22 protein-coding genes are annotated in these 23586 nt (G+C 51.6%); 8 read left to right on the top strand and 14 right to left on the bottom strand.

The annotated features are described in order from the left end of the window. Positions 1 to 56 precede the first annotated feature (56 nt). Both K355_RS0118015 and K355_RS0118010 read right to left on the bottom strand, forming a co-directional pair. A complete protein-coding gene (locus tag K355_RS0118015; RefSeq protein ID WP_022733557.1) occupies positions 57 to 1718 on the bottom strand; it encodes a sensor domain-containing diguanylate cyclase in 1662 nt (553 codons plus the stop codon). A 159-nt stretch (positions 1719 to 1877) separates the two neighbouring features. Next, positions 1878 to 2219: a hypothetical protein gene (locus tag K355_RS0118010; RefSeq protein ID WP_022733556.1), complete on the bottom strand. Its 342-nt coding sequence runs from the start codon at positions 2217 to 2219 to the stop codon at positions 1878 to 1880. Positions 2220 to 2421: 202 nt separating this feature from the next. Here K355_RS0118010 and K355_RS0118005 point away from each other — a divergent pair, with 202 nt between their 5' ends. The 3 genes from K355_RS0118005 (at position 2422) to K355_RS0117995 (ending at position 5285) form a co-directional block, all read left to right on the top strand. Continuing rightward, entirely contained in the window at positions 2422 to 2826 is a 405-nt protein-coding gene (locus K355_RS0118005) for an OsmC family protein (protein WP_022733555.1), read from the top strand. A 151-nt stretch (positions 2827 to 2977) separates the two neighbouring features. Beyond that, positions 2978 to 4294: an alpha/beta hydrolase gene (locus K355_RS0118000; protein ID WP_022733554.1), complete on the top strand. Its 1317-nt coding sequence runs from the start codon at positions 2978 to 2980 to the stop codon at positions 4292 to 4294. 49 nt (positions 4295 to 4343) lie between these two features. Continuing rightward, a complete protein-coding gene (locus tag K355_RS0117995) occupies positions 4344 to 5285 on the top strand; it encodes an alpha/beta fold hydrolase (protein WP_022733553.1) in 942 nt (313 codons plus the stop codon). Positions 5286 to 5298: 13 nt separating this feature from the next. On the opposite strand, the gene K355_RS24370 is transcribed toward K355_RS0117995, so the two are convergent. Next, positions 5299 to 5982 carry a helix-turn-helix domain-containing protein gene (locus tag K355_RS24370; RefSeq protein ID WP_162142307.1) on the bottom strand — a complete coding sequence of 228 codons (684 nt, stop codon included), beginning with the start codon at positions 5980 to 5982 and terminating at the stop codon, positions 5299 to 5301. A gap of 409 nt (positions 5983 to 6391) precedes the next feature. On the opposite strand from K355_RS24370, the gene K355_RS0117985 reads away from it, so the two are divergent. Then, positions 6392 to 7363 carry a phytanoyl-CoA dioxygenase family protein gene (locus tag K355_RS0117985; protein ID WP_022733551.1) on the top strand — a complete coding sequence of 324 codons (972 nt, stop codon included), beginning with the start codon at positions 6392 to 6394 and terminating at the stop codon, positions 7361 to 7363. A gap of 98 nt (positions 7364 to 7461) precedes the next feature. On the opposite strand, the gene add is transcribed toward K355_RS0117985, so the two are convergent. From add to K355_RS0117965, 5 genes are all read right to left on the bottom strand, one after another. Then, a complete protein-coding gene (add, locus tag K355_RS0117980) occupies positions 7462 to 8436 on the bottom strand; it encodes an adenosine deaminase (RefSeq protein WP_022733550.1) in 975 nt (324 codons plus the stop codon). A gap of 70 nt (positions 8437 to 8506) precedes the next feature. Beyond that, positions 8507 to 10282: a tetratricopeptide repeat-containing sulfotransferase family protein gene (locus K355_RS0117975; protein ID WP_022733549.1), complete on the bottom strand. Its 1776-nt coding sequence runs from the start codon at positions 10280 to 10282 to the stop codon at positions 8507 to 8509. A gap of 199 nt (positions 10283 to 10481) precedes the next feature. Beyond that, positions 10482 to 10955: a DMT family transporter gene (locus K355_RS26230; RefSeq protein ID WP_309471171.1), complete on the bottom strand. Its 474-nt coding sequence runs from the start codon at positions 10953 to 10955 to the stop codon at positions 10482 to 10484. Next, positions 10952 to 11398: an EamA family transporter gene (locus tag K355_RS26225; protein WP_309471170.1), complete on the bottom strand. Its 447-nt coding sequence runs from the start codon at positions 11396 to 11398 to the stop codon at positions 10952 to 10954. Before K355_RS26225 ends, K355_RS26230 begins: the two co-directional genes overlap by 4 nt. An 87-nt stretch (positions 11399 to 11485) precedes the next feature. Continuing rightward, positions 11486 to 12349 carry a helix-turn-helix domain-containing protein gene (locus K355_RS0117965; RefSeq protein ID WP_022733548.1) on the bottom strand — a complete coding sequence of 288 codons (864 nt, stop codon included), beginning with the start codon at positions 12347 to 12349 and terminating at the stop codon, positions 11486 to 11488. Between the two features lie 134 nt (positions 12350 to 12483). Between K355_RS0117965 and K355_RS25185 the strand changes: the two genes are divergently transcribed. Together K355_RS25185 and K355_RS24355 are read left to right on the top strand one after the other, a co-directional pair. Then, positions 12484 to 14073 carry an adenylate/guanylate cyclase domain-containing protein gene (locus K355_RS25185; RefSeq protein WP_147250392.1) on the top strand — a complete coding sequence of 530 codons (1590 nt, stop codon included), beginning with the start codon at positions 12484 to 12486 and terminating at the stop codon, positions 14071 to 14073. Positions 14074 to 14240: 167 nt separating this feature from the next. Beyond that, positions 14241 to 15311: an EAL domain-containing protein gene (locus tag K355_RS24355; RefSeq protein ID WP_033369062.1), complete on the top strand. Its 1071-nt coding sequence runs from the start codon at positions 14241 to 14243 to the stop codon at positions 15309 to 15311. A gap of 6 nt (positions 15312 to 15317) precedes the next feature. On the opposite strand, the gene K355_RS0117950 is transcribed toward K355_RS24355, so the two are convergent. Then, positions 15318 to 15926 (bottom strand): TetR/AcrR family transcriptional regulator, encoded by a 609-nt coding sequence (locus K355_RS0117950; RefSeq protein WP_258548886.1) that lies wholly within the window; start codon positions 15924 to 15926, stop codon positions 15318 to 15320. 183 nt (positions 15927 to 16109) lie between these two features. Here K355_RS0117950 and K355_RS0117945 point away from each other — a divergent pair, with 183 nt between their 5' ends. Beyond that, the gene (locus K355_RS0117945; protein WP_022733544.1) at positions 16110 to 16943 is read left to right on the top strand and encodes an NAD(P)H-binding protein; all 834 of its coding nucleotides are present in this window, start codon (positions 16110 to 16112) and stop codon (positions 16941 to 16943) included. Between the two features lie 85 nt (positions 16944 to 17028). Here K355_RS0117945 and K355_RS0117940 read toward each other — a convergent pair whose 3' ends face one another. Then, positions 17029 to 19065 carry an NADH:flavin oxidoreductase gene (locus tag K355_RS0117940; RefSeq protein ID WP_022733543.1) on the bottom strand — a complete coding sequence of 679 codons (2037 nt, stop codon included), beginning with the start codon at positions 19063 to 19065 and terminating at the stop codon, positions 17029 to 17031. 150 nt (positions 19066 to 19215) lie between these two features. Between K355_RS0117940 and K355_RS0117935 the strand changes: the two genes are divergently transcribed. Continuing rightward, a complete protein-coding gene (locus K355_RS0117935; RefSeq protein WP_022733542.1) occupies positions 19216 to 19842 on the top strand; it encodes a TetR/AcrR family transcriptional regulator in 627 nt (208 codons plus the stop codon). A gap of 27 nt (positions 19843 to 19869) precedes the next feature. On the opposite strand, the gene K355_RS0117930 is transcribed toward K355_RS0117935, so the two are convergent. The 4 genes from K355_RS0117930 to K355_RS0117915 form a co-directional block, all read right to left on the bottom strand. Beyond that, on the bottom strand, positions 19870 to 20586 hold the full coding sequence (locus K355_RS0117930; protein ID WP_022733541.1) for a GntR family transcriptional regulator: 717 nt from the start codon (positions 20584 to 20586) through the stop codon (positions 19870 to 19872). 55 nt (positions 20587 to 20641) lie between these two features. After that, entirely contained in the window at positions 20642 to 21922 is a 1281-nt protein-coding gene (locus tag K355_RS0117925) for a TRAP transporter large permease (RefSeq protein ID WP_022733540.1), read from the bottom strand. Continuing rightward, positions 21922 to 22374 carry a TRAP transporter small permease gene (locus K355_RS0117920; protein WP_028791726.1) on the bottom strand — a complete coding sequence of 151 codons (453 nt, stop codon included), beginning with the start codon at positions 22372 to 22374 and terminating at the stop codon, positions 21922 to 21924. Before K355_RS0117920 ends, K355_RS0117925 begins: the two co-directional genes overlap by 1 nt. Positions 22375 to 22462: 88 nt before the next feature. Then, positions 22463 to 23443: a C4-dicarboxylate TRAP transporter substrate-binding protein gene (locus K355_RS0117915; RefSeq protein ID WP_022733538.1), complete on the bottom strand. Its 981-nt coding sequence runs from the start codon at positions 23441 to 23443 to the stop codon at positions 22463 to 22465. Positions 23444 to 23586: the final 143 nt, after the last annotated feature.

The raw sequence follows: 23586 nt of genomic DNA, 5'->3' as shown, positions 1-23586 counted from the left end.
CAGGTGTGCGTTTATGGCTCACGACACTTGAAACTTGCAAACCTAGGTCTATGCCCCTACTCGACATCATCCTGATGAATTTCAGGTTCAAGGGCTGGGCTATACAGGCAGCTTTGCGCTTTTCCGGAGTTCTTGGCTTCATACATGGCCTTATCCGCGCGACGGAGCTGTTCACTCATATCGCTGTTTCCGCCCGCGAATACAGAAAAGCCGATTGAAGCCGAAATACCGCAATCATGCTCTTGCCAAATGAACGGCTTTGTCATTTCCGCAAGGATGTCATCTGCCATCTTGGTCATTTCGTCTTCTGTGCCCTTGTTGATGAACAACAGGCAGAACTCGTCCCCGCCAAGACGTGCGACTTCATCAGCACGCCGCGAGACACGTTTTAGCCGCTTGGCCGTTTCCACCAGTACCCAATCCCCCGCAGCATGCCCCTTGGTGTCGTTCAGATTCTTGAACCCATCCAGATCAAGAATAAAAATCGATGCCGGCGTATCTGTTCCACGTAAAACGGCTTCGCACTGATCAAGTTTTTGCATGAACCGCGCGCGGTTCGCCAAACCGGTCAATTCATCATTATTGGCTTTGTTTTGAAGTTCACGCGCGGCGTGCTTTTGCTTGGTAATGTCACTTGTCCACCACAGAACGGCTTCTTCGCCTTCGAACGTCAATGGCTCAAGCGACGTTTTCAACCAACGGGCTTCTGACATGCCAGGGCGTCGCAGCCGTAACTCGACATCTTTCAATTCGCCAAGCAGATCCATATCTTTAAGCGACTGCTTGCGATAGCGTTCTGACAGCAAAATGGAATCAGTTGGGTCTTTAACCTCTGTGATATCAAGCAGGGTTTCAAATGTACGATTAAAGAAGCGGAAAACACCGTCATCACGATTTGAGATCGCAACCCCGACCGGTGCACTTTCAAGAAGTCCTGTCAGACGCTGAGTTGCTTCCGCAACCTCTGTCTGGGCCTTTTTGAGCGAACTGACATCAATCAAGGATCCGATAGTACCTGCGATGGCGCCACTTGGTGCCTTAAGACTTGATGCGGCAAATAACGCAACGCGTTCCTGATCGCCAAGCATGAAGGCAATTTCATCACGCACCTGACCTTCTTGCTTTAAAAGCGGTGCTTCGTGGTCGGTGACCGTTTTATTGAGGCCTTCCGGGGCTATTTTGCTGAACTTTTCCCCGATGACATCTTCCGGTTTTTGTTCGAGAAACGCGGCAAAGGCCCCATTGCAGCGGCTGATCACCCCATCAAGGTTTTTGATGTAAATTGGCGTGGGCAGAACATCAATCAGGTGCTGAATGAATATTTTGTGGTCGGCCAGTGCCTTGGCAAGTTCCTGCGCCTTGCCAGAATCGCGTAAAACAAGTGCTGTCGTATCTGACGGACCCTGGGCGCAATGCCACGTGAATGTCTTGCCGGACAACCGAAATCCGGGCAAATCGGCCTGCTTACCTGCAGAAATACTTGCCAGCGCATCACGCACAGCACCCACACCGTCGCCACTGACGAATTCACCATTCTTGGCAAGATAGGCAAGGAACTGTTTAATTTCTGTTCCCACCCGCATAACGGACTTGGCATCTTCAAGATACGTTGCCGCAGCCGGGTTGGCATGCACGACCTTAAGACTGGATCGTTCAAGAAGAATAAGACTATCGCGCGACAATGCCGCCGTCGCAGTAACTTCAGGACTTATTGACAATACACCCGTAACGCCGAAATACGGCGCACTCCCACGTTGGTATTTTCAGTGATGTCCCAAACCCAGCAGACCTTGTTTTTCGGTCTTTGTCTTTATGCGCAAGCCATTACATATACAGAAGAATAAATCATTATAATTCTTATGGAGAGGTATAATCAACTATGATTTTGCCGCCGAAACCGGCAGATCGATATAACCACGGTCGATGCAATGTTCCAGCTCACGCGCAGCAGCCAGCATTTCCTGATAGGTTTCGCGAAGATGCTTTAGCTTGGCAAGCTCTTGCTCGGTCGGATGCTGGTCGGTACGGTCCGAACTGAGTTTGAACGCGTACTTCAGGTATTCCGCACGTAAACGTGCCACCGTAATCATCAATGGCACGGCGTTTTCAACCGACATATCGGGAATTGCCGGGCCAATGATCTCGTGATTAATTTCGCGAAGCACATGTTCCATGCCCATCATGAAACGGCTTTTGCTGCGAGCTGCATCCTGCGACATGACCTATACTCCTTAAGCCATAAGGGTCTAATTCTGACGTTAAGTATCACGCCGGAAAGTAAAAACTCCAATAACAGTTTACCACCAACTGTCGCATTAATCCCGCGCTGTGTTGTGGGGACAAAACTGATCGTAACTTGCAGGCACGCGCCAACCGCGCTAGACGATGGATCAACAGTTTTTCAAAAACAGGAATTTGATCATGGAAGCACGGGTAAAGTGGCTTGAGAACCTGACCTTCACAGGCACCAGTGGCAGTGGCCACGGTGTTGTCATGGATGGCGACCGGGAAAATGGCTTTGGTGCCAGCCCGATGGAAATGCTTCTTCTGGGCATTGCCGGATGTTCGTCAATTGATGTCGTTCATATCCTTAAAAAAGGACGCGAGAACGTTCTGGATGTGCAAACCGATGTCAAAGCCGAACGTGCTGAAACCGACCCTAAGGTCTTCACCAAGATTCACCTGCATTTCAAGGTGAAGGGGGATAACCTGAACGAAGCTAAAATCGGTCGGGCTGTTGAATTATCTGCGGAAAAATATTGCTCTGCCTCGATCATGCTGTCCAAGGCGGCAGAGATCACCCATAGCTGGGAAATCATGGAATAACCAAGACGCACCATGATATCTCGGTGCCGAAAGTCGACATACTTTTAAAGCGGTCTGATAAAGGCCGCTTTTTTTGTTGCTCGCACATGATCGATGCCCGCGTTAAGGTTGCAATTGATCAACACACTCGCCCCAGTTCTGGAGATGCCCCATGTCCGTCCGTCACGCGATAGGATTACGACTTTGTTCCATCAGTATCGCAACCGGCCTGCTTGCGGGGGTAAGCACAATACAGGCCGCCAACGCCGATGCCCTTTCCCCATCTGGCATGGCCGTTCAGGCCCCCTCGCCCAATGGTGCATTTCCTGACTATGTCAAAAACACCCGAAGTCAAATTCGCACGGTGTTAGAAAGCACGCGCTTCGCCGATGAAAAACAGCCGTTTGGATCGTTCAGTCTGGATGAAGTTGTTGAAATGCGCGCGCCTTACGACATTGCGCCAGACCGAAATTCCTGTGCGGATGGTGATGTCACCTTATCGCGCGGCAAAAATCTGGGCTTTGTCATGGTCCATGGGCTTACGGACAGTCCATATTGGTTAAGTGACGTACGCGATGCCTTGCGCGATAAATACCCGTGCGCATCGTTCCATGGTGTGTTGTTGCCTGGGCATGGCACGGTTCCCGCCGACCTTATGGACGTTGCATATCAGGACTGGATGGATACGGTTAAATTCGGTGTTGAATCGTTTGGCCCGGAAGTAGAACAGATCATTCCCATCGGCTTTTCAACCGGTGCGGCCCTGATTGGGCGTTACTATGATATGGCTGATCACGATGATCGCCTGAACGCCCTTGTCATGCTATCGCCCGGCTTTTCTGCGCGCAGCGGCATGGCATGGCTCACCCCCTATGTCCGCTATGTCAAAAATTGGGCGGGCAAGGGTGAAAACAATGATCCGGGGAAATATGGTTCGATGGCGATGAATGGTGCGGCAGAGTTTCATTTGCTCACCGCCCCCTATCGCGATGGATCAATTGGCACTGTCGACATTCCGGTATTCGTTGCGGTCAGTTCGGATGACCAAACCATCGACCCGCTTATCGTGCTTGATTTCTTCTGTGAAAAGGTGACTGTCCCGAACCGTCATATGGTCTGGTATCAAGGGGAAATCGAAATCCCCGACGAACAAACCCAATGTGACGGTATTGACGTTGTTAAGTCTGCAAATGCGGACTTCAGAACGTTAAACCATGCTCATACCGGCATTACTCTTTCGCCGAACGATCCTGTTTACGGGCTTGATGGCAAACATCCTGATTGCGGTCACTATGACAACAAAGAAGACAAGGAAACCTGCCAAACAGCACCCGATGCAGTTTACGGTGAACGCAACCTTGTTGACGGTGCGACACCCGGAACCCTGCGACGTGCGACGTTTAACCCGGATTTTAACACCATGATGGAGAAAATCATGCATTTCATCGCGATGTCACGTGCCCCGGCGACCCCAAATCCCGTAGAATAGATATGCGGTTTTGACGTCGGCTTGAACGGAACTTGAGACAGGCATTTGAATGAATTTCTCCCTGCATCACGTAACCAATAAAGATGGCGTGCGGTTACGCTATGGCATCAGCCCGCCTTCTCGGGGTAATTCGGATGCCTATGTCCTTATTCTGCAGGGGCGCGGCGAATATATCGAACGATATCAAGAAACTGCCGAGGACCTGACCCAACGTGGGTTGGGCTGCGTCACGTTTGATTTCCGCGGGCAAGGTGGTTCTGATCGCGCGACGTCAGATCCCATCATGGGCTATATCAAAGATATCACGGAGTATGTGTCTGATACTGCGTGTATTATGGCCCATATCAAAGATCAGCATGACATAACGTGCGAAATGCTTTTAACCCATTCGACGGGCGGGCTCGTGGCCATGAAGATGCTACTTTCGCAACCTGACCTTTGGAAAAGTGTTGTGATGTTGGCGCCGTTTTTTGGCATGGGTGGTCCGGATTGGCTGGCGATTGCGGCACAGTTCTTATCCGCCAGCCTATGCCGATACGGTTTTGATCAGCAATACCTTCCGGGTCAAAAGGCATTGTCACCGCTGAATGCATTTGAGCCGGAAAACCTTTTAACGTCTGATGCCACGCGATATGCTCGTAATGTTGCGCTGCTGACAGCCCAGCCAGACCTTGTCATCGGCGGCGTTTCTGCAGGGTGGCTTGATGCCTGTTTTCGTACTCAGGCCAACCTCATGGGCAAACTTGCGGCACCTGCAGACGCCATGAGCCTCCCCCCTATCACCATGGTTCTCGCTGGCAACGATCAGGTTGTGTCAAACACCACGACAAATGACCTTTTTGGCAACCATCCCAATGTGACCATGTGCGAAATTCCCGAAGCCCGGCATGAAATCTTGCAAGAGCAGGACTATCTTCGCGACCAATTCTGGGCAGCATTTGATTTGCATGTTTCACGCCATCATGCCGAGTGGCTTTCAAACGCTGGCTGACATCCCAAACAACTCACCGGGATGACGTGCTGATTTCTACCCCGTCAAAGCGCATTTTTCGAAATGCACTTGGCGCCACGCCACGATGACGACGGAACTGACGGTTAAAGTGTGACAGATTCTGAAAACCGGCCTCCTCCGCTACGCAATAAATCGGCATATCTGATGACAGCAACAGACTGACCGCACGCCCAAGCCGCAACCCCATCAGATAATCCTGAATGTTTGTGCCCATATGGCGCTGAAAAAAGCGCCGCAATGTGCGTTCGCTCATACCTGCATTTTGTGCGATCACACGACTGCTGACGGGCTCGACATAGGCACCATGCAATTGATCAAGCACCTTGCCGAGCCGACTGGCATCGTCGCGACCCGGAACATCGGCATTAAACCGATCAGAGGCCAGCGGATTGAGGTCTTTGGCATCAATCAAGGTGCGCAGCACTTCGATCAAAAGCACAAGCTGATCTGCCGGTTTTCCCTGATCAAAATTTGTTGCAAGCTTGGCCACCTTACGCGCAATTGTTACATCGAACTTCACTCCACGCCGCGACAGAAGCAGGATTTTTCCCAGCGATGATAGTTCGGGGATGGTTTTGCAGATCGAATTGATCCAGTCCACCGTGAACCAGAAAACAAACGCCTGATGCCCCTTACGCCGTCCCTTAACCTGAAGGGCTGCGTCATGAGCACGCATACCACCTAGCGTTACCGACGGTGGGCCGGCATTTTTTGAGTGCCATGTGTGGGGTAAATTCGGCCCCAATAGAACCAGGTCATCCTCGCCATACGACCCGATATGGTCGCCCACGTATCGCTGTCCATGGCTGCCTAGCGTCAGGGTTAATTCATATTCAGGATGGAAATGCCATTCGAACGGAATTGCTTCCAAATTACGGTGCAATCCCTTCCAAGACCGATCTGCTGCAATCTGGACATGCTCAAACAGCAATTTCATTTAAATACCAATCACGCTTATACGGTATACATATTGGATAATATTGACCGAATAGTATCAGTATTTGTCCGTGCTGTCAGTGGGCAATTTCCCGGGTCAGAGATTAGAATTCAACCTGTCACAAACAAAGCACTCGGGAGATACCGCAATGTCGATGCTGGCAAACGCCCCAATGTCAAACACCCCCAATGCCGATCGTCCCGGCAATGCGTCGGTTAAGGAGGTTCGTGGTGCACAGTTGCGCGACCTTGCAAAGACGTTACCGCTTCGCGTTTTATCCGAGGATGATTTTACCCATTGGCAGACCTATGGTTATGTCGTCGTGCCAAATGCGGTTCCCGATGAACAGGTCCGTGCGACCCGCGATTTCCTGTGGGAATTTCAGGAAATGGACCCGAATGATCCGGCCAGTTGGAGCCGGCCGCAAATGCGCGACCATGCAATGACCGAACTGAACAATTCAGGCATGGTCGAAGTCTATAATCATCAGACACTTTGGGACAACCGTCAGACACAGCGCGTTTACGACGCCTTTGTTGATATTTGGGATCGAACTGATCTTTGGGTGTCGATTGATCGTGCCAACCTGAACACGCCCAATACCGGTAAACGTGCATTTGACGGCTTCATTCACTGGGATGCAGATACGACGGCCGATCCTTTGCCAATTAATGTGCAGGGTGTTTTATCGCTGGTTGATACCACCGACGATATGGGCGGCTTTCAATGCGTGCCTGATTTATTTGCCAATTTTGAGCAATGGCGCAAAACGGCACCATCAGGTCGCGACCCGTTCCGCCCGGATATGGACAACATCCCCTATGAACCAAAGCGCATAGAGATGAAGGCTGGCGATCTTGTGATTTTCAACAGCTTGCTGGCGCATGGCATTCGCGCCAACCGGTCGGATCAATCACGTATTGCACAATATATCTCGATGGCACCGGCAACGCCCGAGGAACAGGAACTCATCGACTGGCGGGTCAAAAGCTGGTCCGAACGTCTTCCCGCCCGCGGCCATGCCTTCCCAGGTGATCCACGCAACTGGGAACAAACCCGCTATGACCGGGCAAACCTGACGCCGCTTGGCGAAAAGCTTCTGGGGAAAACGCGCTGGTAATCCAACCCTGCACGCATCATTTAAAAAGCGCCCTTCTGACAGGGCGCTTTTCATTTAGGACAGAACTCACCTTGCTCTCATAGGCAGCAGAAACGTGGTCAAAGCTTTGCGATCAGCAAAGCTTTGGTGTCGTCATCGACAAAGGCCGCCTCAAGGGCGGTTCGGGTAATGCCAAGAAGTTCCGCATCACTGAACCCAAAATCATCCTGTGCACACTGATATTCATCGGCCAAACTTGTGTGGAAGAACGGCGGATCGTCAGATCCCAGCGTCACCTTGACGCCAGCCTCATAAAGTTTACGCAACGGATGGGCTGCGAAATCGGGATAAACCGAAAGTGCGATGTTTGATCCCGGGCACACCTCAAGAACGATGCCACGCTTAACAAGTGCCTCAACCAGTTTCGGGTCTTCGATTGAGCGAACACCATGCCCAATTCTGGTCACTGGCAGTTTATCAATCGCATCCCAAACACTCTGCGGACCTTGCACCTCGCCCGCATGGGTCGTGCAGCCAAGACCGCCATCTGCGGCAATCTTGAATGCCGGGTAAAAGGTTTCTTGCGAAAACATGCTTTCATTACCGCCCATGCCAAAGCCAACGACATAGGGGTGGCCGCATGCAACAGTGTCTTTGGCAACTTCAACAGCGATGTCACCGCCGACATGGCGCACGCAGGTCATAATGACCCGGCCAATGATGCCGCACTCCTTTTCTGCACGATCAATGCCATCGACAACCCCTTCAAGGTGATCACCAAACGAAATCCCGCATTCAGCCGCATGGGTTGGTGAACAGAACAGCTCGACATAAAGCGCACCTGATTTGGCCTGCTCGGTCAGATAGAAATACGTCAGATCGGCATAATCTTGCTTCGTGCGGATCGCGGCACTTGCCTTATCAAAACTCATGAGAAACTCGGGAAAATCCGACCAGATATACCGATCCTGATCATCATAAATCCCAGCAGGCAACGTAAGGCCATTTCGCATGGCAAAGGACCGTACAAGCGCCGGCGTCATCGCACCTTCAAGATGCAAGTGCAGCTCTGCTTTTGGGATTTTACGGGTCATTTGGGCGCTCCGGCATTTTCGGGTTCTTGATCTTGCAAGAAGCCTTTCTACCCCGAAAGCCCCAATGACGTCACGCCGCAAACGTTTTGCGGGTCGATTTCTTATCTGCTTTTTTATCAGGCACTGCGATGTCGGCAACCAGATCGGCAAGTGGCCCAATAAAGGGCTCAAACCGTTGCCACTTGCCAAGGGAATCCTTATTAATCGGGCGACGCACCTGTATCATGCTTGCAGTTGTCGATGTCTTACCGTCGCGATAGAATTCAAGACATTGCTCATGCCAGTCCAATCCGCAGTGAGCAAGATAATCCTTAGCAACAGCTTCGGGGTTTGCTACCAGGTCTTCATAGCGCAGGTCATAAAGCATCCCGTGCTGATCGGTTTCAAAGAACACGTTCATCAGAGTGTCATAGCCACGATAGTAATCGGCTAAATCGCCAAGATCATCGGCAAAGCGCATCGGCACAGCAAACGGCGTTGTATAGATCGAAAGACACGTCGCCAGAGGATGACGATGCGTGTGAATGATCGGCGCCTCTGGAAATATCCGGCGGATCACTTCTAATCGCAAAAAGTTAGCAGGTGTCTTGTTGGCAACAAATCGCGCATCCGGAGCATATGCCTTCATCGCCGCAAGATAGCGTTTGCGAATTTCAGCGATGTTTTTCTTAGTCAACCGCGCAACCTGCTCAGCAATGGAGTAACGACCTACGACCTCAGTCAAAATCCGTGCAAGGTCGCCAATTTCGCCCGCGGCATAGACATCGGGGTGCGCCCCAAGAATCCGCTCGCACAGAGTGGTTCCCGATCTCGGCATGCCAACAATAAAGATCGGCATGGGCCCATCTTCTTTCTCTGCCGAGACGTCTTTGACATCGCCAAGATCGGCGGTGACGTTATCGCGCGCCAATTCTGCGATACGCTTCATTTCGTGAAACTCTGCGACCATGTCAATTGGTCGTGCTCTGCGGTTTGCATCATGTCCGGTTTGATACCAGTCGAATGCCGACTTCATCTTGCCATCGGCCTCATCCATCCGCGCCAACGCGAATGACGCCTTATAAACCTGTCCCGCATCGTTTTGCGGGTTAATGGCAATCTCAGTCAGAAGCTCGCGTGCGTTTTCCGGCATGGATTGCGGGCGCATAAATGAAATGATGATAAAAGGCTGCGCCCCTGCATCAGGAAAATCATGGATGATTGCAAGACTGGTTGAAACGGCTTTTTCAACTTCCCCAGCAATCGCATAACTGGACGCCAACAGTTCACGTAACGCCCTGTTTTGGGGTTGCTTTTGGGTGATGCTTTCAAGCAATGGAAACGCTTTTTCATGCTCTTCTTGATACAGATAAATCCGCGCCAAAAGTGTTTGCATGTCTCGATAGTACGAGTCAGACGGTGCCGTGTTTTCCAGAAGTTCAATTGCCTGAGCCAGTTTTGGCGCATAACTGCGCCCCGGACTTAACTTGCATTGGTGACGGAAAATAACATCTGCAAGCATCAAGGCAAAAACGGAATGTTGCGGCGCGGCGCGATGGCGTTCTTCCATCACCGACTCGACTGAACTAAAGTCATTTGTAATGTAAGCATATTGCAGAAGATTCTGCGATACAGGTCCCAAAAAACGATCATTCGGAAGTAATGTGCGGAAGATACGCCGTAATCTCTGCCCGGCCTGCAGAGGGTTCTTTCCCTGCATTTCGCTCACAGCAGTCATGACCTGTATATCGGTCCGCTTTGGGTGCAGCCTTAGAATCCGGGCACCAATTTTGGCCGCCTTGTCAAACTCGGCGGCCGACATTGCCAATTTTAGATCCTGTGCAATGTCCGCTTTTACCTGCGTCATTTACGTGTCCTTGGTGCGTAAAATATTACAAACGCCCCCTCCCCAAGTACTGGGCGACTATAAGTCACTTACATGACACTGCACAGCACAAATATATGTATTACTACGTATGGTCACGTAAATGTGAGTGCCGACTACCTCATCTCTGATGATTGCAAGACTTTGATAAAGACTGTCGGATGGGTGATGGGCTATGACGTTATGCTTTTCGCCGTGAACGCAGCACCATTTCGCGCGACGCGACAAGCGCCCCGGCGACAATCATTAAGCACCCAACTATGACGGTCGGCGTCGCTTCCGCTTTGCCAAAGACGATAAGTAAAACAGTACTGAACAGCGGCGCGCCATAGGACACGGCGCCCAGAATCTGAATATTTCCATGTTTTGTTCCGTAGTCCCACGCAAAAAACGCCGCACCAACCGGGCCCAGTCCCAAACCGATGATGGCAAACCATTGTGGTGCATCTGGCGACACCCAGTTCTCCGCCCCCCAATGTGTTGCGAACCCACGAGCAGCCGCACCGGAACAAAACCCACAAACGGCCTCGACCGGAACCGCGCCATACCGCCGATTTAAAACGGAGTAAGCCGACCAGATCAAAGCACAGACGATGGCAGCCCCATATCCAAACCCGTATTCGGGTTCAAACGCCAGACCGTGCCCCTTAGTCACCAGAAGTGCTGCTCCACCAAGACCAAGAACAGCCCCGCAACATGATACCAGTGCAGCGTTTCCGTCGGCAAAAGGGCCGAAAACAATACAATCAGCAAAGGCCAAAGATATGCAATCAAACTGGCCTCGACCGCTGGTGCATTGGCCAATGCGACAAAATAGAAGAAGTGATAGCTAAACAATCCACCAACACCAAGCAACCAAGCACCAAGTGGCTGACACAGAACACACAGAACACTTTTGCCACGCACGATGATTGAGACAGCGCTGAAAACTGCCGCCACCGTGAAACACAGACTGATCAGTTGAAAAGGCGGAATGGTGCCGACTTCTGTTGTGAAAAGAGCCAGCAAGGCCCAAAGTACCACCGCAATCGATCCGACAAAGGTTGCTTTTGATTTTTGCGCGGCTAACGCCTGTTGCCTTAATGACATCATCACCATCCCCAAGTTTCCAATAATCGTGGCACGATCATTGGACGGTTGATGATTTATGTCTTTGCCGAAACTCTGGACTTTTTGAGGATATCTTCAGTTTATATCACGCAGGTGATTGGACGATTGGCGGAGTATCCTGATTGGGGGATGTCCGAAGCGGCGTGAAAACGCGCGCGAGAACGCGCTTTGATCGGTAAACCCAACCTGTGATGCCAGTACCCCGATTGAGGTGTGATCATCAGAACCAAGCAATAATTGGCGTGCAGCAAGCAAGCGTTGCTCGGTAAGCCAGCGCATCGGCGTTGTGCCAAGATATCGCTGAAAACTAACAAAGAAGCTGCTTTCCGACTGAACCGCGACAGCAGCCATATCCCCAACCGTAATCGGGTCGGCCATTCGCACGTCTGCCCAATCGAGAACGCGTTGTAAACGGGATGGCAAAACACCAGGCAACTCCCAATCATCAGCAGACGTCGTCAAAGCCGCCGACGTTCCCGACAAAATGCGCCGTAAACCGTCGCAAACAATCCCGTCTTCACCTGTTAGGTCATCAATCATGGCCCCGCAGTCGCCAACCCGGCTCGGCAGTCTGATTTGATTGCCGTCGCGCATGGTTTTTGACAGAACATGGAACAGGTCGGAAATCACCGCCTGTCGACCCACCGCCATTTGAAGATAAGGTGATGCATTGGTGTTACGACGCCACAGCATTTCAATGCCCGTCCGCTGGGCAACGGCGATATCGATATCGAGCACAAGAAACCTGTTTAATCCCTCTGCTCGGTAGGCATGCGTATCACCGGCGGGCACAAAGGCCATCTTTGTGCCGCGCACTTGACCGCCACGGCCTTCAATTTCCATCTCCAGAAGACCAAGATCGGAAATGATAATCTGGTGAAAATCAGTGTGGTTGTGGCTTGCTGCCTCTGCCTGATAATGTCGAAGACTAAACTGCATGATTTTCCTATCTGCTCCACATCATCATAAGTGCAGCAAGGCATCCTGCCAACCGGACTTTCCTGCATCTAATCAAGATGAAATGAACCTGATTGCCGCTCTTCTCGTATGAATTGAAAACAACAGGAAAATCCGTGATTCAGGATATGAGCAACATCGCACAAAGCATTTTGCGCCCGACAACGGCAAGCACCGATCAATCCGCATCGGCACCCTTTGTCGCGCGCTATGTCGTTGCGATGATTGGTATGGCAATTATTGATGTGTGTTTTTCTGGGGCGTATGTCCTGATTTCCGGTAACACATCCCTGATCTGGCGTGCGGCCCTTGTCAATATCGCCATTCTGGTCGGGTTAAATGCGATTGGTGCATGGTTTTTATTTCGCCCAATCAGCAAAATGATCGCCGGCTTGCACACCAACTCGTCCCAGCGCCTTAGCCCGGGTTTGCGCAGACTGCGGCAGCTTGCGCTTGCTTCTTCCATCTGGGCGTTTTGTGTTGGGTTGATCTATTCTGTTGCCGCTTTTGGACTTGGCATTTTCAATACCTATCCGGAACTTTCCGCACAGGTGCCAACCATCTTGAAGGTCTATGGCAGCCTTTGGTTCAGCTTTGCCTATGCTGCCCATTTTGCGATTTACGCCTTCTTTGCCGCTGCCGCATGCAGCGAAACAATCAAGCACGATATCCATAAAAAATGGGGATTTAATTTCCGTCCCGGTCGCGCGCGGATTGGTCATCGGCTGGCGGTTGTTATACTCGCGCTGACCTTGATTTCATCAATGGCCATTCTTTTGGACCTGACGGTCTTTCGTGACATTCGTGCAACGCAGGGCCTAAGTGTCGAACAGGCCGTGATTTTGGACGTCATCGCGACCGAAACAGCCGCTGTTCTGTGTCTGTATTTCATCAACCGTACCCTGACCTCCCCCATCAGCCGCCTGACCGAGGCGGTTCGTGACATCGGCCAGGGCAAGATAGACACCCGCATTGCCGTCACCAGCGACGACGAAGCCGGAAAATTGGCCTTTGAATTTAACCGCATGGCCGAAGGCCTGTCGGAAAAAGACCGCATGCGCCGGGCTTTTGAACGCTATGTCAGTCAGGATGTTGTCAATCTGGCGATGGAACGCGAACGCAACGATGACCCACGCGCATCGGGCGAGTTGCGTTATGCGACAGTAATGTTCACCGACATCAGCGGCTTTACCCGCATGGCAGAACAACTTGAACCGGCAGAAGTTATCTCATTACTCAATGAATATTTTGATCTGGTGAATGCCCCGATCCGCGATCATGGCGGGGCGGTACTTAACTATGTTGGTGATGCGCTGCATGCCGCCTTCAATGTGGTCCATGATGATCCTGATCATGCGGCAAATGCCGTGCGCGCGGCCATTGCCATGCAAAAACTTAGCCGTAAACATCTGTTTGCAGGTCATCAAAAAATCGAAACCAGAATTGGCATTCATACCGGCCCTGTGGTTGCCGGACCGGTCGGCTCACGTGACCGGGTCGATTTTACCATTCAGGGGGATGCTGCAAATCTGGCATCACGGCTTGAGAACATGAACAAGGAAACTGGCACTGAAATCCTGATCAGTGCAACCACACGTACGCTATGTCATGAGCTTGAAGACGCCGGTGTCGACTTTCGTGCGCTTGGCACCTTTGACATTCGTGGTCGTCAACAAACCATCGATTTGTTCACCATCGATATTTGACGTGCTGCTTCCCCTGATTTATCCCTTTAGAATTGAAATTTTTTCAATCTGGGCTCTCGTGCTTTGGCACGGCAAGGCCCAAATGGCACAGTGATGAGCCATTCAAATTGCCACCTAATCTCTTTTCGTTCAGTATGTTGGGCAAAGATGATACCGGGGAGGAACAAGTGACCTACTGCAAAAAATGTGATTCCATTCCGGAAATCGCCCCGAAAGAAGGTCAGCTGTTTTTATGGCCACCGGTGTCACACATAACGGGCAAAATTCTTGCCTCGGCCAAGTCCATCGACCTTCCCGTTGAAAAGACGGCATCCGTTGCAACATTGACCATCAATTATTCCCGCCCGGGGTTGCGTGACCTGATTGATGTGATTTCAAAAGATCTTCTACCCGAGGAAATGACCGCAACCAAAGCATTGATCATGCCTCCCAAACAGTCACCGGAAATCGATGACATTTCCCGGATCACAAGCCTCAATGCGATCAGGGCTGCGATTGGCGCGGAATGGCTGGGGGATGTTTTACGCGAAAGCCGCCTGAATTCAGCATTTCAGCCGATCTTCCCGATCAGCGACTTCACCGCACCCTATGGACATGAATGCCTACTGCGGGGTGTCGCCGCAGACGGCAGTGAAATTACGCCCGGACAACTGTTTGACGCCGCACAATCCGCGACACTTTTGTTCCAGCTTGACCGCGCCGCGCGTGCGGCAAACGTGCGCAATGCTCATAAGGCAGGCGTGACTGGCAATCTGTTTATCAATTTCACGCCGAGTTCGATTTACGATCCCGATTTCTGCCTGCGATCCACCATCGAGGTGGTCGAAGAATGCCAAATTGACCGCAGCAGCATTGTCTTTGAAGTCATTGAAACCGAAAAAGTCCGCAGCACGTCGCATCTTGGCCACATCCTCCGGTCATATCGTGATTCCGGTTTCAGGGTCGCACTTGATGATGTTGGGTCAGGATATTCGACGCTCAACATGTTGCCGGATCTGCGTCCGGACATCATTAAAATTGACCGCGAGCTGATCGACCACGTTGATCATGACAACTTCAAACAGGCCATTGTCAGCAAACTGATCGACCTTGCCAAACAGCTCGGCATCGAGGTTATTGCGGAAGGCATCGAACGGCAGGAAGAACTCGACTTCCTGACAGAGCACAAGGTCGATTATGTGCAAGGCTTCCTACTCGGACGTCCGGGACCAAAACCATTCACGACAGGCCGCGCATAACCGTCCCTATGACGCATCAAGCATTTCAGTGATTTCACGGCGCGTCATGCGCTTATAGCTGCCAACAATTTCGCGACCTTCGTCAACCGGAACGGAAATCGCCAACCTCATGGTCGCCTCCCCCATACTCATAATCAAAAGACACCGGGCCGAAATGGACGGGTCCGCAGTCTGTTCATTGCGCAACCGCGCGATTGTCCGGGCAAGGAACGCACCATTTTCCCGGCTGACTTCAAGCTCCATATCACGCAGCGTCTTATCGGCCTGCGTACCCGTCCAGATGTCGCATATGACCGGTTCGGCAAGGAACAGTTCGAAATAGGTATCAATCAGATGGTCAAAAGCCGCGATCAAGCTGTGCGACGTCGTGACCTCTGACAGGGCTTCTTCGATACAGTGGCGGGATTCATCGTTGTAGCGATCGGCCAGCGCATGAATGATCGCCGCCTTATCGGGAAAATACTGATACAGCGATCCGATGGAGACTCCCGCCTTTTCTGCGAGTTCCCCCATCTTCATCCCATCACTTCCCTGCAATGCAATCAGCTCGCACGCCACCTTAAGGATGTTTTGCACCCGCTCGCGACTTCTTTTTTGCGTGGGGGCACGGCGCATCTTTTTCGCGTTATCTGACAAATACTTACGTCCTGTTTTCATAAGCTTATCTAACTGTTTTTAGACAACAGCAATAGGCCGGTTCCCTGTCAACTCTCTTGACGAACAGAATACGAGGATTTATCACATTTGGCAAATGTGAGGATTTATCATATTTAAAACCCCAATGTCAGGAGCCCTAAAATGACAGTAAAAACCCGTTTTCTCGTACTTGGTGCAACGGCCAAAACCGGTCGAAGGGTCACCGCACAGCTACAAAACCTTGGCCACTCGGTACGTGCTGTATCGCGCAGCACCACGCCATCGTTTGACTGGACGAAGCCCGACACATGGGATGATGTCTTACGCGACATTGATGCCGTTTATGTCACGTTTCAGCCTGATCTGGCTGTTCCCGGCTCGGATCAGATCATCGCTGATTTTGCAGCCCGCGCCCTAAGCTATGGTGCGAAACGACTTGTGATGTTGTCGGGCCGTGGGGAAGATGCTGCACAGGATGCGGAACGCACATTGCGAAATTCGGGGGCTGACTGGACCGTGCTGCGGGCCAATTGGTTCTTCCAGAACTTTAGCGAAGACCTGTTCCTGCCTTATCTTCAAAACGGCGTACTTGCCCTGCCTGCCGGCGACATTCCCGAGCCGTTCGTTGATGCCGACGACATCGCCGAATGTGCGGTCACAGCCCTTCTTGAGCCGACGCATATTGGCAAGACGTACGAGCTTTCAGGGCCTGATGCCCTGACCTTTGAAGACGCAACCGCCATCATCGCCAGTTCCGCCAACCGCGACATTGCCTTTGTTCCCATCACACTTGATCAGCTTGATGCTGGCCTTGAACAGGATGGCGTACCCGATGAACTCCGAGGTTTGATCCGCTATCTGTTTTCAGAAGTTCTGGACGGTCGGAACAAAACACCGACAGGTGACGTTGAACAGATCCTTGGCCGCAAACCAAAACCCCTTCGGACATATGCCCATGAGGCTGCACAAACCGGCGTTTGGGGCACCCCGGACTAATCCTGACCTTGGATGCGTGCCGCAGATGATGTGCGGCACGCGCCAGTTCATTGGGGTCATCGCATAATCGACCTGAGCCGACCGCTTAAATGTCTTTTAGCAACCGTAGCGCATCATAAATCGCCGCATGCGTGTTGCGTGCGGAAACCGCATCGCCAATTCGGAACAACTGGAAATTTCCGTCCGCGTTGCGCACAACTGACTGGGGCTTTCCGGCGATCAGTTGATCATGCGACATCTCACCATGGTTTGAGGACGCCGATTTGAGCTCAAAGTAAAGATCATCAAGCGGAATGGTCCCATGATTGATCACCACCTGATCAACCGTGCGCTGTTTGGCAACGCCACCATAATCACTTCCGACATGGGCCGTCAGGTGATTGCCGTCTTTCTCAACCGCCGCCAGACGATATGTCACCGTAAACGTCACATCGAGTTTTTGCATGGAGCGCATATAGGGGACAAGGTTCATCGCCATGACTTCCGGTGCGAATGAACGATCCGGGGTCATGATTTCGACCTTTGCACCAGACTGCGCAATAAGTTCGGCGGCCTGAAGTCCTGAATGATCGCCTGCGTCATCAAACACCAGAACATTGGTCCCCGGCTTGACGTCACCGGAAATAATATCCCACGAAGAAACCACCAGATCGTTGCCGCGCGAAAGAACTTCGGTATCGGGCAAGCCGCCGGTTGCAATAATCACAACGTCGGGATTTTCGGCCTGAACGGTGTCAACTTCCGCCCATGTATTGAAGTGGAAGGTGACACCATGCTGCGCACACTGGTTCATGCGCCAATCAATGATGCTGATCATTTCCTTACGGCGTTCGTTTTGCGCGGTTAACCGCACCTGCCCGCCCGGTTTGTCGGCGGCTTCAAAGACAACAACGTCATGTCCGCGTTCACCTGCAACACGTGCCGCCTCCAACCCCGCAGGACCTGTGCCGACAATCACAACCTTTTTGCGGATTTCCGCTTTTGGGATGATATGGGGCATATCAAGTTCACGCCCGGTCGCCGCATTGTGGATGCAATAGGCCGCCCCACCCTGATAAATACGGTCAAGGCAATAGTTGGCCCCAACACAGGGTCGAATTTCCTCTTCGCGTTTCTCGATGATTTTGCGCACAACATGCGGGTCGGTCATATGCGCACGGGTCATGCCAACCATATCGACCTTGCCCGACGCAATCGCATGACGTGCGGTTGCGACATCGGGGATTTTCGCCCCATGGAAAGTTGGGAAGTTGGTCGCAGCCCGAATTTCACCGGCAAAATCAAGGTGCGGCGAATTTGCCATCCCCTGGATCGGGATCACATCGGTAAGGCCCGCATCGGTATCAATATGGCCCCGAACCACATTGAGAAAATCGATCATCCCACTGTCTTTCAGGCGCTTTGAGATCGACAGACCGTCTTCTTTTGTAAGACCACCTTCAAGGCATTCATCCCCGGAATAGCGCACACCGACGAGAAAATCGGGACCGACCCGTTTGCGAATTTCGGTAAGAACGTCAAAGGTAAACTGCAACCTGTTATCGATGCCCCCGCCATATGGGCCATCAAGATCATTGGTCAGCGGCGACCAGAACTGATCCATCAAATGTCCGTACGCTTGAAGCTCAATCCCATCCATGCCGCCCGCTTTCATCCGTTCGGCTGCATCGGCATAATCTTTAATGATCCGCTCGATATCCCAGTTTTCCATCTTTTTGGGAAAGGCACGATGGGATGCTTCGCGGTTGTGCGATGGCGACACAACCGGCAACCAGAATTCTTTATCCCACCGCGTCCGACGGCCAAGATGGGTTAACTGGATCATCACCGCCGCACCGTGTTCGTGAATGGCGTCGGTCAGATCCTTCATCCACGGCACAACTTCGTCCTTATAGACAAGCAGATTGTTAAAAACCGGCGGGCTGTCCTTGGATACCGCAGCAGACCCCGCTGTCATGGTCATCGCCACACCACCCTTTGCGCGTTCCACGTGATAAGCGCGGTAGCGTTCCTTTGGCATGCCATCCTCCGGATAGGCTGGCTCATGAGACGTCATCATAATCCGGTTGCGCAGGGTAAGATGCTTGAGCTGATAGGGCTGAAGAATGGGATCGTTGGACATGTGCGGGAACTCCGGTTTCGAACTCTCTCTTCTCAACCATATGGATAAATGTACACTTATGTCAATTTTAAGTTCACTGATGTATATTTATAGTACATTCATGTGTAGTTTGCTTGTTGTGCACCCCGCAGTTTGCTATGGACTGAAGCCATGGAAGAACAATCACAAAATGGTGGCTGGCGCGGTTCGCCCGACGTCTGGCTGAATGCGGCCTATGATGCGTTGCTTGAAACCGGGGTGGACGGGGTCAAAATTCAACCCCTTGCCAAGCGGCTTAATCTGTCACGAACAAGTTTCTACTGGTTCTTCAAGGATCGGAAGGAACTGCTGGATGCCTTGATCACGCAATGGCGCGAGAAAAACACCGGCAACCTCATCAAGCAGACAGAGGCATTTGCCGAAACCGTGACCGAGGCGATGCTCAATGTCATTGATTGCTGGTTAAAGCCGGAACTGTTTGACGCCAAATTTGAATTTGCCATTCGGGGCTGGTCCGTCCGATCCCCGGCATTGCTTAGGGAAATACAGTCTGCCGACGAACAACGTCTTGATGCGCTTAAACAAATGTTTATGCGCTTTGGCCAGAACGAGCGTCTGGCTGATACCCGTGCAAGAACCACATATTTGGTGCAAATCGGCTATATCTCGATGCAGACGGACGAAGACCTTGCGGTACGCCTGCAGCGCATTCCCGAGTATGTCGAGGTCTTCACCGGTCAACCGCCCGCGCAACGAGAACTCGATCGCTTTCTTGCCCGAAATCAAAATCCGGCCTAACGATCAACGATGAAAGACAAAGGATGGTTAGGAAAACAGATCCTTGTTTTCCTCGATAATCTGGGGCAAGCGTTCCATTGTTCCTGAGAGGTGCTGACGCATCTGCGTGGTCGCCTCATAACCATCACCTGATTGGATGGCGGCGATAACGGCCTTATGGCCTTCGAGAACCGAAAACATTTTTCCAGCACGTGGCAAATCAAGGGTCCGAACCCTTTCAAGATGCCCACTACGCGCGGTAATCTGCAAATGCAGGTTGGACTGACTGACACCATTAAAAAGTGCCGCGTGGAAGCTTTCATCGAGCTGTTTGAACAGATCAATCTGTTCAATATCGCCAACCAGCGCTTCTTGCATTTTAACAATGCCCTTGGCCTTGACAACCGCACCTGTTTCCGGTGCTTCAGCCAATTGACGAACCGCTTCACATTCTGCGGCCACCCGCAGGAAATGCTCTTCGCGAATGCGCGCAACATCAATCTTGGTCACAACTGTCCGTGACTGCGGATAGGACACAACCAATCCGTCTTGTTCAAGCCGCATGATCGCTTCACGCACGGGCGACTGGCTGACACTAAAACTGTCAGCCAGCTCCGCACGCACAAGTGTCGTTTCAGGCAGAAGCGTCAAAGAAACAATCTGTCTTCTGATTTCTTCATATACCAAGGCAGAGGCAGGTACATGAGCGTTGGTTTTAATCCCGCCCCCCTGCACGGCAATTAATCCACCAGTAGAAGTCTTCATGTTCGATATATCTCCTTGGCAACTCTTCTGGTGCCTGAATTTCTCAGGTCATCGATTACATCAATGTATTGGGCAAGATCAACGTCAAGCTTGGTACTGCAGCCATCAAAATGAAAAATATTCCCATCGCGATGAAAAACGGGATGGACGCGCGGCTATAGGCGCCAGTCTTGACATCAAGAATGCCACAGACCGTAAACATGATGACCCCGACAGGCGGTGTCAGCCCGCCAAAATTGATCAATGTGACAATCAGAATGCCCATGTGCACAGGATCATAACCAGCACTGATCAGCACCGGCATGACAATCGGTGTAACCAGAAGAATATTGGCTGCCCCCTCGAGAAACATACCGCTGACCACCAGAACCGCGATCACCAGCATCAATATCATCGTCGGGTTTTCCGTCAGCGTCGTGACAAATTCGGTGATTTGTTGTGGGGCACGTTCGATGGTCATGGCATAGCCAAGAACAGCAGCCATAATGATCAGCAACATGACCATTCCCAGATCGGAAATTGAGCTTGTCACAGCTTCGCGGAACTTCTTGAAATCAAGTTCACGATAAATGAACAACCCGACGCCAAGCGCGTAGAAGACAAGGAAAGCACCGGCTTCGGTCGCGGTAAAAATGCCAAAGCGGAATCCGACAATCAGAATGACCGGGAACGCCAACGCCCAGACACTTTCAGAAAAGCTCGACACCAGTTCCTTACCACTTGGAACGGTTGGAAGATCGGGCTTGTATCCGTTTTTGCGCGCAACCAGCCAAGTTGTGATCATCAAAACGATTGTCAGGAAAATACCGGGCACAACCCCGGCAAGGAACAGGCGACCAATAGAGACCTCATTGACAAAGCCAAACAGGATCAAGCCGATGCTCGGCGGAATGGTTGCGGTAATCACCGAACCAAAGGCCAAAACAGCGGCCGTCATCGCCTTGGAATACCCCTGCTTGATCATACTGGGGCCCAGAAGGCGTGCCTCCATCGAGGCATCAGCAACAGCCGAACCGGAAATACCGCCCATCATGAAGCTCAGCACAATGGAAACCTGCGCCAAACCACCAGCCATCCAGCCGGTTAGCAATCGGGCAAATTTAACCAGGCGATAGGTAATGCCCGTCACGTTCATCAGGTTGCCGGCAAAGATAAAGAAGGGCACAGCCAAAAGCGGAAAACTTTGTGTTGCCGTCACCATTTTCTGAATAACCACCGTCGGTGGCATGGCGCCGCTTACGACAAAAACCGGAATAGATGCGAGCCCAAGCGCAAACGCCACAGGCATGCCGATAATGAGGAAAACCGTGAATAGAACCGCGATCAAGATCAACATCAGTTTGCCTCCCTGCGTCGCATACGTCGGATAAGTTGCGATACCATGGTGCGGATCATCAAAAGGATGCCAACGACCATCGACGCATGAATGTAGGAAGCATTGATCTGGGCCGCACCGACAAGACGCGGATGCATCAGAACCATGTTGCCCCAAGCGTAATAAAGAAGAAACGCGAGAAAACCGATGATCACAACGATGTTGAAAACCTCGATCAGATCGGCAGCACGCGCAGAAACAACTTCCCTTACGATTTGAAGCCCGAAATGCCGGTCTTCCTGCATGGCGATATCTGCTGCCAACATGCACAGCCACGCAAAAATCAGCTGAGCCATTTCGACCGACCAGATAATCGGCGTTCCCATTGCCCTTGAAACGGATGCGACGGCAACAAGTAACACAACGGTGACAAGCAGCATTCCGCCAAAAGCAAACTCAATTCGCTTGAGCATGTATTCTATTCCATCTTGAAATTTGAAGTGCGTTGCTGCGCACGCGCGGCAACGCACTTTTGTTCGGCACGTTTTCTAAGCCCTGGAATTAGCGTCCAAGAACCTTGTTGACGATTTCTGCCTCTGCTTCGAGATCAAGCATCTGATAAACCGGAGCAACGGCCTCCTTGAACGGAGCCAGATCAACTTCACTGACCTCAACGCCACTTGCCGCAACGTCTTCAAGCGCCTTTTCACCAAGTTCGATGGTCAACTTGGACGCATAGCGACCATTTTCGACAGCCAGAGCACGGACAATTTTCTGATTTTCCTCAGAAATCTCGTCCCAGGCATCTGCGCCAACAACAAGAGCTGTAACCAGCTGGATATGTCCTGTTTTCGTGACATTCTTGATCACTTCGTAAAGTTTGGCATTCCAAATCGCCGTTGGCTGAGCTTCAGCCGCATCAATTGTGCCAAGCTGCAATGCGCTGTAAACCTCACCCCAAGCAATCGGGGTCGGCTCAGCCCCCATCGCACGGATGGTTTCAATCCACACAGGCGCTCCGATGGTCCGCATCCGAACACCGGAAAGATCATCCGGACCCGAAATAGGTTTCTGGGTCAACGCATGACGTGCGCCCTGGTACCAATTCGATGCAATCATCAAGAGGCCGGATTTCTCGCGAAGTTCTTCACCCCAAGCGAGGTATTCGTCGGAAAGGGCGAATTTGTCGGCCTGTTCATAATTATCAAACAGAAACGGTGCCGACATGATGGCAAGTGACGGTACAAAACTGGAAAGACGGGCAACATCGGTCACCGTGCCAACAGCAGCACCCGCACGAGCCTGATCGATCATTTCGGTGGTATCGCCCAATTGGGAATTATGGAACACCTCAATGAGGACGTCGCCATTGGTCGCTTTTTCGACGTCGGTCTTAAACTTTTCAAGCCCCTGCCCCATCGGATCATTCGGCGATAAAACCGTTCCGATACGCAGCGTGGTCTCTGCGTAAGCTGACAGAGGCGCGGCAAGTGCGCCTGCAAGCACCGCACAGAGTCCGAGTGTTTTGAACGTGGTTTTCATTTGGATATCCTCCCGTTGGATTGGCTTTTGCCATTAATTGATATTTTAGTTGTTGTGAAATCTTAGATACCAAATGCCAATCTTGTCAACGAAATTATCAACTTGTAAAAATTGCTTAAAATCAAAAACTTAATGAAATTATG

Source organism: Thalassospira lucentensis MCCC 1A00383 = DSM 14000 (assembly GCF_000421265.1).
Taxonomy (GTDB): domain Bacteria; phylum Pseudomonadota; class Alphaproteobacteria; order Rhodospirillales; family Thalassospiraceae; genus Thalassospira; species Thalassospira lucentensis.
Note: the sequence above shows the minus strand (reverse complement) of the source record. Positions and strands in the feature narration are given on the sequence as shown.